General features: G+C 71.4%; 13 protein-coding genes and 1 riboswitch. Of the genes, 6 read left to right on the top strand and 7 right to left on the bottom strand.

Annotated elements, in window-relative coordinates; genetic code table 11:
• The first annotated feature begins 1 nt into the window (after position 1).
• A complete protein-coding gene (locus tag ACIBVP_RS20455; RefSeq protein WP_396107757.1) occupies positions 2-808 on the top strand; it encodes an ion transporter in 807 nt (268 codons plus the stop codon).
• Positions 809-948: 140 nt separating this feature from the next.
• Here ACIBVP_RS20455 and ACIBVP_RS20450 read toward each other — a convergent pair whose 3' ends face one another.
• The 3 genes from ACIBVP_RS20450 to thiO form a co-directional block, all read right to left on the bottom strand.
• A complete protein-coding gene (locus ACIBVP_RS20450; RefSeq protein ID WP_396107756.1) occupies positions 949-1,704 on the bottom strand; it encodes a thiazole synthase in 756 nt (251 codons plus the stop codon).
• Position 1,705: 1 nt separating this feature from the next.
• Complete coding sequence (gene thiS, locus ACIBVP_RS20445; RefSeq protein ID WP_396107755.1) at positions 1,706-1,906, bottom strand: sulfur carrier protein ThiS; 201 nt, start codon at positions 1,904-1,906, stop codon at positions 1,706-1,708.
• Between the two features lie 4 nt (positions 1,907-1,910).
• Complete coding sequence (gene thiO, locus ACIBVP_RS20440; protein ID WP_396107754.1) at positions 1,911-2,990, bottom strand: glycine oxidase ThiO; 1,080 nt, start codon at positions 2,988-2,990, stop codon at positions 1,911-1,913.
• Positions 2,987-3,095: riboswitch (TPP riboswitch) on the bottom strand. (Overlaps the previous gene by 4 nt.)
• A gap of 21 nt (positions 3,096-3,116) precedes the next feature.
• Here thiO and thiE point away from each other — a divergent pair.
• Positions 3,117-3,770, top strand: coding sequence for a thiamine phosphate synthase (thiE, locus tag ACIBVP_RS20435; RefSeq protein WP_396107753.1), 654 nt, complete (start codon positions 3,117-3,119; stop codon positions 3,768-3,770).
• 74 nt (positions 3,771-3,844) lie between these two features.
• On the opposite strand, the gene ACIBVP_RS20430 is transcribed toward thiE, so the two are convergent.
• Together ACIBVP_RS20430 and ACIBVP_RS20425 are read right to left on the bottom strand one after the other, a co-directional pair.
• Positions 3,845-4,981, bottom strand: a complete 1,137-nt coding sequence (locus ACIBVP_RS20430; protein ID WP_396108152.1) for a S1 family peptidase — start codon at positions 4,979-4,981, stop codon at positions 3,845-3,847.
• Positions 4,982-5,195: 214 nt separating this feature from the next.
• A complete protein-coding gene (locus ACIBVP_RS20425) occupies positions 5,196-5,933 on the bottom strand; it encodes a hypothetical protein (protein WP_396107752.1) in 738 nt (245 codons plus the stop codon).
• 121 nt (positions 5,934-6,054) lie between these two features.
• Between ACIBVP_RS20425 and ACIBVP_RS20420 the strand changes: the two genes are divergently transcribed.
• A complete protein-coding gene (locus ACIBVP_RS20420) occupies positions 6,055-7,008 on the top strand; it encodes a threonine/serine dehydratase (RefSeq protein WP_396107751.1) in 954 nt (317 codons plus the stop codon).
• Here ACIBVP_RS20420 and ACIBVP_RS20415 read toward each other — a convergent pair.
• Positions 6,992-8,488, bottom strand: coding sequence for an MFS transporter (locus ACIBVP_RS20415; RefSeq protein WP_396107750.1), 1,497 nt, complete (start codon positions 8,486-8,488; stop codon positions 6,992-6,994). The genes ACIBVP_RS20420 and ACIBVP_RS20415 overlap by 17 nt on opposite strands.
• Entirely contained in the window at positions 8,485-9,240 is a 756-nt protein-coding gene (locus ACIBVP_RS20410) for a GntR family transcriptional regulator (RefSeq protein WP_396107749.1), read from the bottom strand. Before ACIBVP_RS20410 ends, ACIBVP_RS20415 begins: the two co-directional genes overlap by 4 nt.
• Before the next feature lie 160 nt (positions 9,241-9,400).
• On the opposite strand from ACIBVP_RS20410, the gene ACIBVP_RS20405 reads away from it, so the two are divergent.
• The 3 genes from ACIBVP_RS20405 to ACIBVP_RS20395 are packed head-to-tail and all read left to right on the top strand — an operon-like array spanning position 9,401 to position 11,856.
• Complete coding sequence (locus tag ACIBVP_RS20405) at positions 9,401-10,429, top strand: SIS domain-containing protein (RefSeq protein ID WP_396107748.1); 1,029 nt, start codon at positions 9,401-9,403, stop codon at positions 10,427-10,429.
• A 21-nt stretch (positions 10,430-10,450) separates the two neighbouring features.
• Positions 10,451-10,906 (top strand): winged helix-turn-helix transcriptional regulator, encoded by a 456-nt coding sequence (locus ACIBVP_RS20400; protein WP_396107747.1) that lies wholly within the window; start codon positions 10,451-10,453, stop codon positions 10,904-10,906.
• Entirely contained in the window at positions 10,903-11,856 is a 954-nt protein-coding gene (locus ACIBVP_RS20395; protein WP_396107746.1) for an N-acetylglucosamine kinase, read from the top strand. The genes ACIBVP_RS20400 and ACIBVP_RS20395 overlap by 4 nt, the downstream gene beginning before the upstream one ends.
• The last annotated feature ends 117 nt before the right edge of the window (positions 11,857-11,973 follow it).

Below are 11,973 nucleotides of genomic sequence, written 5' to 3'. Positions count from 1 at the left end.
CGTGAAACCCAGGGACCGCGTCCGGGCTCTCGTCGAACACAAGCGCTTCCAGCAGTTCATCATCTGGGTGATCGTCGTGAACGCGATCACACTGGGCCTCGAAACCTCTCCTGTGGTGCTGCGCGAGGTCGGCGGCCTGCTGCACGTCGCCGACCACGCGATGCTCTACATCTTCACCGTCGAGCTGGTGCTGCGCCTGTACGCGCACGGCTGGCGGTTCTTCCGCGACTCGTGGAACGTCTTCGACTTCGTGATCGTCGCGATCTCGCTGATCCCGGCGTCCGGCCCGTTCTCCGTGTTGCGCGCGCTGCGGATCCTGCGTGCGCTGCGGCTGATCTCGGCGGTGCCCGCGATGCGACGGGTGGTGTCGGGGCTGCTCGCGGCCGTGCCGGGCATGGCGTCGATCGGCGCGCTGCTGGGCCTGATCATCTACGTGGCGGCGGTGATGGCCACGAAGCTGTTCGGCACGATCTCGCCGCAGTACTTCGGTGACCTGGGCACCACGTTGTTCACGCTGTTCCAGACGATGACCGGCGAGGCGTGGCCGGACATCGCACGCGAGGTGATGGCGGCCGCGCCGCTCGCGTGGATCTTCTTCGTCATCTACATCCTGATCTCCAGCTTCGCCGTGCTGAACCTGTTCATCGCGGTGATCGTGAGCGGGATGGAGAAGACCGTGACGGACGACCTCGTCGAGGCAGAGGACCGGCACGCGGCCGACCAGGCGGCGTCGGACGCGCTGATCCTGGCGGAGCTGAGAGAGTTGCGGCGGGAAATCGCCGAACTGCGGCAGCGGGAGCCGAGGTGAGGGCCAGCACGCGAGTCGCGTCCTCGAACACATCGAGTTGTACGTTTCGTGCAGGTCCCCGACCTGCACGAAACGTACAACTCGGTATGTGCCAGCGCGCGACTCGCGGTGTTTTGGCGCGCGACTCGCGGGGTGGGGGGTTAGCGTGGGGGGCTTGAGGCCTGGGCCCAGAAGCGTTGGGGGACTCGGCCTGCGTTGTGGGCCAGGCGGCCTGCCAGGACGCCGTGGCGCATGGCCGACGCCATGGCCTCCGGGTCGGTCGCCCTGGTGACCGCGGTGGCCAGCAGTACCGCTGAGCAGCCCAGTTCCATGGCGAGGGCCGCGTCGGAGGCGGTGCCGATGCCGGCGTCCAGGATCACCGGGACGCCCGCGCGTTTCACGATCAGCTCGATGTTGTGCGGGTTGCGGATGCCGAGGCCGGTGCCGATCGGCGAGCCCAGGGGCATCACGGCGACGCAGCCCAGTTCCTCCAGCCGCAGCGCGAGCACCGGGTCGTCGTTCGTGTACGGCAGGACCGTGAAGCCGTCGTCGACGAGTGTCGCCGCGGCGTCCAGCAGTTCGACCGGGTCCGGGAGCAGCGTGCGGTCGTCGGCGACGACCTCCAGCTTCACCCACGACGTGCCCAGCGCCTCTCGGGCCATCCGTGCGGTGAGCACGGCGTCGGCCGCGGTGCGGCAGCCCGCCGTGTTCGGCAGCGGGTCGATGCCCAACCGCTCCAGCACGTCCAGCACACCGGTGCCGCCCTGGACGTCGACGCGGCGGATGGACACCGTCGTCAACTCGGTGCCCGACGCCTTCAGCGCACGCTCCAGCACCGCGAGGTTCGCGGCCCCGCCGGTGCCCATGATCAGGCGTGACGAGTACTGCCGGTCGCCGATGACCAGTGGGTCGTCCATGTCAGCCTCCCTGCACCGCGGTCAGGACCTCGACGTCGGCGCCGTCCGGCACCACCTTCGTGTCGTGCTCGGTCCGCGCGACGACCTGCCCGTCGACCGCGACCGCGACGCCCTTGGCAGGCACCCCGAGGGCGGCGAGCATCTCCGTCACCGTCGCGCCGTCGGGCACCTCGCGTTCCGTGCCGTTGACCTGTACGTACATCACGTCACCTCTCCAGTCGGGCGGGGTCCGCGGACTTGATCTCGGCGGGCGGCTCGACACCGGCGACCATGGCGCGGATCGCGTCCGCCGTGATCGGGGCGAGCAGCAGGCCGTTGCGGTGGTGGCCCGCCGCGACCAGCACCCCCGGTTCGAGCGCACCGACCAGCGGGAGGTTGTCCCGGCTACCGGCACGCAGCCCGGCCGCGGTTTCCGTCAGCTCGTACTCCGCGATCGCGGGCACCACGCGTTCGGCGTACATCAACAGGTCACGCACCCCGCCGGCGGTCACCGCGGTGTCGAAACCGGCCTCGTACTGGGTCGCGCCGAGCACCAACTCACCGTCGGCCCTGGGCACCAGGTAGACCGGCCGCGACTCGACGAGCGCACGCACGGTGTGGCGCGGCGGCGGCAACGTCCCGTCCCGGGCGCGCAACCGCAGGATCTCCCCCTTCACGGGCCGCACCGCGGACGCGAGCGCCGGGTGCAGCGCACCGCTCCACGCACCCGCGGCGACCACGGCGATGTCGCAGCGCAGGACGGACCCCGCCAGCTCGACGGCGCCGGCCCGCACCGCACGGGCGGGCTCCCGGATGAACTCGACCCCGGCCTCGTAGGCGCGGGAGGTCAGGCACCGCAGCAACTCCCGGTTGTCGACCGCGAGGTCCCCGGACACCTTGAGTCCACTGCGGACACTGGGTCCGACGGTGGGCTCGACCCTGCGCAGCTCGCGCCCGGTGAGCCGCTCGACGGACCGCCCCTGCCGGGCGAGGAAGTCGGCGACGATGTCGAGCTGGGCGGCGTCGGCGGCGTCGAACCCGGCGACGACCGTGCCCTCGGTGTACAGCTCGACGCCCAGGTCGGCCGCGAACCCGGGCCACGACGCGAGCGAGGCACCCCCGACGTCGAGGAGGTCCTCCTCACCGGGCCAGGCCTCGGTGACCGGCGCGAGCATCCCGCCGGCGACCCACGACGCCCCGCGTGCGGGCGCCGGATCGACGAGCGTCACGTCGTTCTCGGCGGCGAGCCGCCACGCGACGGACAGCCCGACGACGCCACCACCGACGACGACCACATTGTGACTCACAGCACACTCACGCTCCCTGCGCCGGCATGATCCGGATCAGGTTCGACGGTCGGGATCGGCAGATCCCCTCTCAGCCCAGTCCTCTGGACTCCCGTGCGGACCACCCCCACCGTATAGCGTGAACGGGTGCCTGGACTAGACGGAGACGGGATTCGACGGCGGCTGGCGGACGCGCGGCTGTACCTGTGCACGGGCAACCGCCCGGACCTGGCGGAGTTCGCGGACGCCGCACTGGCGGGCGGGGTCGACGTGATCCAGCTGCGGGAAAAGGGCATCGAGGCCCGGGAGGAACTGGCCGCGCTGGCGGTGCTGGCGGAGGCGTGCGCCCGGCACGGGGCGTTGCTGTCCGTGAACGACCGCGCGGACGTGGCGCTGGCCTCCGGCGCGGACGTACTGCACCTCGGGCAGGACGACCTGCCCGTCTCGTGGGCGAGGAAGATCGCGGGCGACGACGTGGTGGTCGGCCGCTCGACCCACGACGAGGCGCAGGCGAAGGCCGCGTTCGAAGAGCCGGGCGTGGACTACGTCTGCACCGGCCCGTGCTGGCCGACACCGACGAAGCCGGGGCGGCCCGCGCCGGGCCTGGACCTGGTGCGGGCGACCGCGGCGGCGAACCCGGCACGGCCGTGGTTCGCGATCGGCGGCATCGACGAGGCGCGTCTGCCGGAGGTGCTGGCAGCGGGCGCGTCCCGGGTGGTGGTGGTCCGCGCGATCACGGAGGCGGAGGACCCGAGAGCGGCGGCATCCCGCCTGGCCGAAGCAACCCGCCGAATGTCCTGAAAGAACATTCGGCCGGTGCACGGGACCAGCGGACGGGCCGGCAGGGTTCGGCCCGTCCGCTGGCAGGCTGAAGGTCAGCCCCGGTAAAGCGACAGGCCGTACCTGCTCAGGGGTTCATTGACCTTCTGGTAGTACGTGGTGCCGCCGGACCAGCAGTTGCCGGAACCACCCGAGGTCATGCCCTGGGCCTGGACGCGCGTGCCGGAGCCCGGGCTGGACACGAGCGAGCCGCCGGAGTCACCGGGCTCGGCGCACACGCTGGTGCGGATCGTGTCGTAGACACAACCCTGCGAGTAGCACACCGTCGCGCTGGTGGACGACACGGAACCGCAGTGCCAGCCGGTGGTGGAGCCGGAACGGCACACCGTGGCGCCGGTGCCGACGAGCTGCGAACCGGAGACGATCACGTCGCTGCCGGAGCTGTAGCGGTCGACGTACGGGGTCGACACCGCGGAGCTGGAGCTGACGCGGATGAGACCGTAGTCGTTGGTCGGGAACGAGGTTGCCGCGACGCCGCCGATGGTGCCGCCGGAGCCGGACCACGTGCCGCCGAGGTTGGTGCAGTGACCGGCGGTGATGACGTACCGGGCGCCGCTCGAGCTGCGGGCGTTGAAGCCGAGCGAGCACCGCGAACCACTGCTGGTCCGGATCGCCTGGCCACCGATCAGGTTCCAGTACGTCTGGGGACGCGCGGTGACGTGTTCGAACCGCACGTCGGCGCCGAGGCTCTTCGCCCAGGTCGCGGCCGCGGCCTGGCTGCCGTACACCGACACGACGACGTCGTTGGTCGCCTCGTCGACGTGCCAGCCGGTGACCGAGCTCGGCATGGTCGCCGCGCTGCCGTCCAGCTTCGCCTTGGTGGCGTTCAGTTCCGCGGCGCTGTCCTCGACGACACGGGCGATGACACCGGCGTCCTCGACCTCGGCGACGCGGGACGCGTCGGCGACGTTGACCACCAGTTTGCCGCTGGCGGTGTCGAAGTGGCTGCCCGCGAAGTCGCGATCGAGGGCGATCCGCAGGGTCTTCTCCTTCGACCACGCCACCTGTTCCTGCTGGTAGCGGGCCTCAGCCTGTTGCGGGGTCAGGCCGAGGTCACGCTGCAGCGCCGCCTGGATCGCGCTGGAGTCCGACGTCACCGGCACGCCGTTCGCGGGCATGGCGACGGTCAACGCCAGGCCCACGGCGAGCAGTGCGGTGCTGCCCAAGCGCACAAGGGTTGTGCGTTTCATCAGGTTTTGCTCCCTCGTCTTTGCAGGGGGACCCGGGAGCGAGCAGGGGATTGAGAAGACTCCCGGGCAACTACGGAGCGGGTTCTCACCATCCGGGATGGATGGCCTTTTTGAAACTATTTGCTAACGCAGCGTCCGGCGATCGGCCGATCGGGGACAACAGTTGCCAGGTGCGCGTCCGTTTTGCTACCCAGGGTCAGTTTGTGGGGATGACGCTGCCACCCGGGGGCTCGACCTCGGTGGTCGTGGTCTCGGGCGGTGTCGTCGTGGTGGTCGTGGTGGTGGTCGTCGTCGACGACGAGTCGCTCGGCGGGGTCGTCGTGGCGGTGCCGCTGGTCGGCGCGGTCGTCGTGGCGGGCGGCCGCTCCGACTCGCTCGACGTCGGTGTCGTCGTGGACGTCGTCGGGTCCGGCGGCTGTTCCGGCCGGCCGCCGCTGTCGCGGTGCGGCTCGACGATGCTGCCGAACGTCGTGCCGGTGCCCCCGGACAGCGGTTCGCCACGAAGCCACTCGACCCCGGTGACGGCCAGCACGCCCAGCACGAACGCCGCGAGGCTGCCCACGACCACCATCGGCCAGCGCCGACGCCCGCGCTCCGCCGGTGGCCGGTCGTCCGGTTCGTCGTCGCTGACCGGCTCCGCCCGGACCTCCTCGTCCGGCTCCTTCTCCGGGTCCTCCTCGGACACCAGCACCGTCGTGCCGCCGGACCGGCCGACGACCTTGGCGCGAACCGTGCGCACGCTCTCCGTGGTCCGGTCGATGGACCGCTGGTACAGCACGCCGCCGACGGTCGACACGATGCTCGCGAGCCCGGCGCCGATGACCGTGCCCGCGACCCCCATGGTGGAGCCGATCAGCGCCGCGGTGACCGCTGCCAGCGCACCGGCGAGCACCTGGCTGATTCTTACTCTTTCCGTCGCTTCCTTGTCGCTCATGATCCTTCGTCTGTTCACGACCGTTCCACTTCCGCAACGGCTGGGACGGGCACACCACTCCCGTGGTTGACCGATGGTGAGCACCACCACAGTCCATTGTGGACAGTGCATACTTGGTGACGTGCAACTGACCACCATCGACGACATCGAGGCGGCCGCCGCGCGCATCGGCGACCGGATCGTGCGTACTCCTTTGCTGCCCTGCCTTTGGGCGGAGCGCGACCGTCCCCTGTGGCTCAAACCCGAACAGCTGCAACCGATCGGCGCGTTCAAGATGCGCGGTGCGGCGAACGCGATCGGGCGGCTGCCCGACGACGTGCGTACCCGAGGAGTGGTCGCCTATTCGAGCGGCAACCACGCGCAGGCCGTCGCCTACGTGGCGAAGCTCTACGGCGTCCCGGCGACCATCGTGGTGACCACCAACACGCCGCGGATCAAGGTGGAGGCCACCCGGCGGCACGGCGCCGAGGTCCTGATCGTCCCGCCCGCGGACCGCGAGTCGGCCGCTGAGGAAGTGGTCGCGCGCAACGGCGGCACGCTGATCCCGCCGTTCGACCACCCGGACGTCATCGCCGGTCAGGGCACGATCGGCCTGGAGATCGCCGCCGACCTGCCGGACGTCGAGGTCGTCCTGGTGCCGGTGAGCGGTGCCGGTCTGATCTCCGGCGTGGCCGCCGCGATCAAGGCGAAGGCGCCGCACGCGCAGGTCATCGGCGTCGAACCGGAGCTGGCCGGCGACACCGCGGAGGGCTTCCGCACCGGTCAGCGCCCGAACTGGTCGACCGACGACCGCGCCCGCACGATCGCCGACGGGCTGCGCTCCACGCCGTCCGAGCTGACGTTCGCGCACGTCCGCAAGTTCGTCGACGACGTGATCACCGTGACCGAGGACCAGATCAAGGACGCGATCGGACTGCTCGCCACCAGGTCACAGGTGGTGGCGGAGCCGAGCGGCGCGGTGACCACGGCGGCCTACGTGCACGCGGACCTGCCGAAGGGTAAGACCGTCGCGGTCGTGTCCGGCGGCAACATCGATCCGGCGCTGTTCGCGGAGATCCTCACGACGCGCGTGTAGCCCCCAGGTGGGTGGGCGGGCCCGTCACACCGCAGCTGAAGCACTCCCCCGGGTCCGGCAGCTCGGGTTCGGGCTCCGGGACCGGGGCGAGGACGTCGTTGCGCACCCACAGCGCCAGGACGCCGCCGACCACGCACAACCCGGCGCACAGCCACATCGCCGTCTGCCAGCCCGACGTCATCGCGTCCGGGTCGGCGTACGACTCACCGGACAGCCCGGCCGCCGCCGGCAGGATCGCCACCGCGAGCAGGCCGCCGGTCCGCGCGATCGCGTTGTTCACCCCGGACGCCACCCCGGCGTGCCGGTCCTCGGCCGCCGCCAGCACGGTCGCCGTCACCGGCGCCACCACCGCGGTGAGCCCGAGCCCGAACACGACCACCGCGGGCAGCACCGTGAGCAGGTACGACGCACCCGGCGTGACCCACGTGTACATGATCATGGCCACCGCGATCACCAGCGGCCCTGCCACGAGGAACGGCCGCGGCCCGAACCGTTGCGCGAGCTTCCCGGACCGCGCCGACAGCACCAGCATGATGATCGAGATCGGCACGCTGGCCAGCCCGGCGGCCGTCGGCGAGTAGTGCAGCGAGACCTGCAACTGCAGGACGAACAGCATCATCACGCCGCCGAGCGCCGCGTAGACCACGAACGTCAGCAGGTTCGCGACGACGAACGTCCGGTTCGCGAAGATGTCCGGCGGCACGAGCGGGTTGCGCTGCCGCACCTGCAGCACGACGAACCCGACGAGCGCGGCCACCCCGACCACGGCCCCGACGAGCACGAACGGGTCCGACGCGCCCCGCTCCGGCCCCTCGACCAACGCGGTGGTGACCCCGGCGAGGCCCAGCGCACCGAGCACCGAACCCCACACGTCCGGGTGCCCGGTCATCGACGTGTCCTCGGACTCGGGCACGAACTTCCTGGTCAGCCAGATCACCGCGATGCCCAGCGGCAGGTTGATCAGGAACGCGAGCCGCCACGACCACGCCTGCACGAGCAGCCCGCCGACCAGCGGCCCGACCGCGCCCGCGATGCCGCCGAGCCCCGACCACGCGCCGATCGCGCGTGCCCGGTCCGACCGGTGGAACGACGACTGGATGATCGCGAGCGCACCCGGGGTGAGCAGCGCGCCGCCGATGCCCTGCAGGATGCGCGCGGCGACCAGCATCTCCGTGTTCACCGCGACCCCGCACAGCAGGGACGACACGGCGAACCAGGCCACCCCGACGAGGTAGACGCGGCGCCGTCCGTACCGGTCGCCGAGCGAACCGGCCACCAGGATCAGCGCGGCGAGGGTCAGCAGGTAGCCGTTGATGATCCACTGCAGGCCGACGACCCCGGCGTCGAACTCGGCGCCGATGTGCGGCAGCGCGATGTTGACGACGGTGCCGTCCAGGAACGCCATCCCGGAGCCGAGGATGGTCGCGGCGAGGATCCCGCGCGCGGTGGCGCTCCCCCAGCGGACCTCACCGAGCGTCATGACGGCCGGTTCAGTTCCGCGACGAACTTGTACCGGTCGCCGCGGTAGACCGACCGCACCCACTCCACGGGCCGTTCGGTGGTGTCGAACGAGTGCCGCGACAGCAGCAGCATCGGCATGCCGACGTCCGCGCCGAGCAGTTCGGCCTCGTGGGGGCCGGCGAGCGCGGTCTCTATGGTCTCCTCCGCGTGCCCCATCTCGACGTCGAACCGGTCCCGCAGCACCTGGTACAGCGAGCCCCCCGGGGTCAGGTACTTGCGGAGCCCGCGGAACCTGCCGAGCGGCAGGTGCGTGGTCTCGATCGCCATCGGCTCGTTGTCGGCGAGCCGCAGCCGCTGCATGCGGAGCACCTTCGCGCCGGAACGGATGCCGAGCAGGGTGGTCAACTCGCCCTCCGCGGGGATCTCCGCGATGTCGATCAGCTGCGACGATGGCTCACGGCCCTGCGCACGCATGTCCTCTGTGTACGAAGACAGCTGCAACCGCTGTGCCACCTTGGGTTCCGCCGCGAACGTGCCCTTGCCCTGCACGCGCAGTAGTCGGCCTTCCACTGTCAGGTCAGCAAGAGCCTGGCGCACGGTCGTGCGGGACACGTCGAACTCGGCGGCGAGCGAACGTTCAGTGGGGATGGGCGACCCCGGCGGCAGGGAGGCGAGCAGGTCGAGCAGATGCCTTTTCAGACCCCAGTACTTGGGTTCGCGCATGGCGCGGGTACCGGCGTCGGGCTCCTGCGCGGCCGACGTTTCGAGCATGGCTCCTCCTCCAACGACTTCCCTGCTACAGCATGCCTTCCCGAAGCCGTCGACGCGATCACGCCGCTCGGTTTTTGGGAATACCGTGACACCCGTGGCGAACGCACACCCTACAGCGCTACCATCATTGGTCTAGACCTTAATGAACCAGGAGGGGACGATGGCGGCAGCAGGTGCCCGGATGACCGCGGAGGTCGCCGAGCAGCCGGCGGTGTTCTCCTCGCTGGTCGCACGGCGCGAGGAGATCGCGGCCGTCGCGAGGCTGGTCGCGGCGCGCAGGCCGAGGTTCGCGCTGCTCGCGGCCCGTGGGTCCAGCGACCACGCGGCCCTGTACGCGAAGTACCTGATCGAGGTGCTGCTGGAGCTGCCCGCCGGGCTGGTGTCGCCGTCGACCACCACCCTCTACGGCGCGCGCCCGGACTTCACGGACGTCCTGTACCTGTCGGTCAGCCAGAGCGGCGGTTCACCCGATCTGGTGGCGGCGACCGAGGCGGCCAGGGCACAGGGCGCGCTGACGGTCGCCGTGACCAACACGCCGTCGTCGCCGCTGTCGGACGCGGCGGAGCTCTCGGTCGACATCAGGGCGGGCGAGGAACTGGCCGTCGCGGCCACGAAGACGTACACGGCGACCCTGCTGTCGCTGTACCTGCTGGTGGATGCCATCCGAGGGGGTACGGGTGCGGCGGTCGCGGACATCGGGGAGCTGTCCGCGACCGCCCTCGCCGCCCCGATCGACGACGCGGTCGACCGGTTCCGCGACATCGAACGGGTGGTGACGACCGGCCGCGGTTACTCCTCGGCGACCGCGGCGGAGGCCGCGCTGAAACTCGCGGAGACCAGCTACCTCGGCGCCCGCTCCTACAGCGGCGCGGACCTGCTGCACGGCCCGGTCGCGGCGATCGACGACCGCACCGGCGTGGTCGCGGTCACCAGCAAGGGGCTCGGCGCCACCGCGATGCGTGACGTGGTCGGCACCGTGCGCGACCGCGGCGCGTCCGTGCTCGCGGTCGGCTCCTCGGCACCGGACGTGGCGGCCGATCTGCGGATCGCGGTGCCGGACACGTTCGAGGAGGTCGCGCCGATCCTGGAGATCCTGCCGCTGCAGCGCCTCGCGCTCGCGTTGGCGCTGGCGCGCGGCGGCGACCCCGACAACCCTCGCGGTCTGAACAAGGTCACTCGCACGCTGTAGCCGTTACCCTAGACTTCCTGTGTGCGAAGGACGTCGTTCGCCCGGTGGCAGTGTTCTATCGCGAGAACCATGGACCTGCTGGGGGATCAGTGGACACTGCTGGTGCTGCGTGAGGCGTTCAACGGCGTCCGCAGGTTCGACCGCTTCCAGGCCGAGCTCGGCATCGCGCGGAACACGCTGACCGAGCGGCTCGACCGGCTCACCGGCGCCGGGCTGCTGGCACGCGTCCGCTACCAGGACCGGCCCGCCAGGTACGAGTACCCGCTGACCACCATGGGCCAGGACTTCTTCCCCGTGCTGGCGGCGATCATCCGCTGGGGCGACCACTGGCTCGCCGACCCGGAGGGCCCGCCGCGGCTGCTACGCCACCACGACTGCGGCACCGCCACGACGGCGACCGTGAACTGCGCGGACTGCGGCGGCCCGATGACGGCCGAACGCGTGACCATGGAACCGGGACCGGGGTTGATCTCATGACGGACGTGGCGGTCGGCGTGGACATCGGTGGCACGTCGAGCCGTGCGCTGGCCGTGCACGCCGACGGGCGCGTGGCCGGGCGCGGCGCGTCGGGCGGCGGCAACCCGAACTCGCACCCACCCGAGGTGGCGGCCGGCCGCGTGGCGGAGGCGGTGGCGGCGGCCGTGCCCACGGGCGCGGACGTGGTGAGCTGCCTGCTCGGGCTGGCCGGGGAGAGCAAGTTCTCCGACCCCGCGATCCTGGCGATCTTCGAGGCCGCGCTGCGCGAGGTGGGCGTGACGTGCCGGATCGACGTCGTGTCGGACGCGGAGGTCGCGTTCGCGTCGGCGACGTCGGCACCGGACGGGACCGTGCTCATCGGTGGCACGGGCTCGGTCGCGGCGCGGATCGTCGGCAGGCGCAAGGAGTCCTGGCGCGGCGGCTGGGGCTGGCTGCTCGGCGACGAGGGCTCGGCGTTCTGGATCGGCAGGCAGGCGGTCCGGTCGACGCTGTCGGTGCTGCAGAGCACGGCGCCGCTCGGCCTGCTGGCGGAGGCGGTGCTGAAGGAGACGGTGGGCGACGTCGGCGACCGGCGGCTCGCCCTGAGCAGGTTGATCACGTCGGCGAACGCGGAGCCGCCGATCCGGCTGGCCCGGTTCGCGTCGCTGGTGAGCGACCTGGCGGCGGCCGACCCGGCCGCGGCGGACATCGTCGCGGACGCGGCCCGGCTGCTGGCCGAGCAGGCGGCGATGGCCCGCACCCCGGACGAGACGACCCCGGTCGTGCTGGCGGGCAGCGTGATCGGCCCGTCAAGCCCGGTAGGCGTAGCGCTACGGGAACGCCTGTCAGCCGAGGCGGAGGTCCGGTACGCCAGCGACGGCGCGGCAGGCGCGGCGTGGCTGGCAGCCCTGGAAGCGTGGGGCCCAACCACCCCCCACCCCACCCCCCGCGAGTCGCGCCCCCAGACATAGCGAGTCGCGCGCGCGAACACACCGAGTTGTGGGGGGGGGGGGGGGGGGGGGGGGGGCGAAAACGCGCAAACTAGAGGATGTTTAGGGGGATTCCCGGGTGAGAGGGCGGTGGGGGTC

The sequence above is a fragment of the Actinophytocola sp. NPDC049390 genome (assembly GCF_044466355.1).
In the GTDB taxonomy this organism is placed as follows: Bacteria; Actinomycetota; Actinomycetes; order Mycobacteriales; family Pseudonocardiaceae; genus Actinophytocola.
This window is presented reverse-complemented; position numbering and strand designations above follow the sequence as displayed.

Coding starts and splice junctions, on each gene's coding strand:
- ACIBVP_RS20450 (WP_396107756.1), bottom strand. CDS start 1,704: ATGGACGACCCACTGGTCATCGGCGACCGGCAGTACTCGTCACGCCTG.
- thiS (WP_396107755.1), bottom strand. CDS start 1,906: ATGTACGTACAGGTCAACGGCACGGAACGCGAGGTGCCCGACGGCGCG.
- ACIBVP_RS20425 (WP_396107752.1), bottom strand. CDS start 5,933: ATGAGCGACAAGGAAGCGACGGAAAGAGTAAGAATCAGCCAGGTGCTC.
- ACIBVP_RS20415 (WP_396107750.1), bottom strand. CDS start 8,488: ATGACGCTCGGTGAGGTCCGCTGGGGGAGCGCCACCGCGCGCGGGATC.
- ACIBVP_RS20410 (WP_396107749.1), bottom strand. CDS start 9,240: ATGCTCGAAACGTCGGCCGCGCAGGAGCCCGACGCCGGTACCCGCGCC.
- ACIBVP_RS20405 (WP_396107748.1), top strand. CDS start 9,401: ATGGCGGCAGCAGGTGCCCGGATGACCGCGGAGGTCGCCGAGCAGCCG.
- ACIBVP_RS20395 (WP_396107746.1), top strand. CDS start 10,903: ATGACGGACGTGGCGGTCGGCGTGGACATCGGTGGCACGTCGAGCCGT.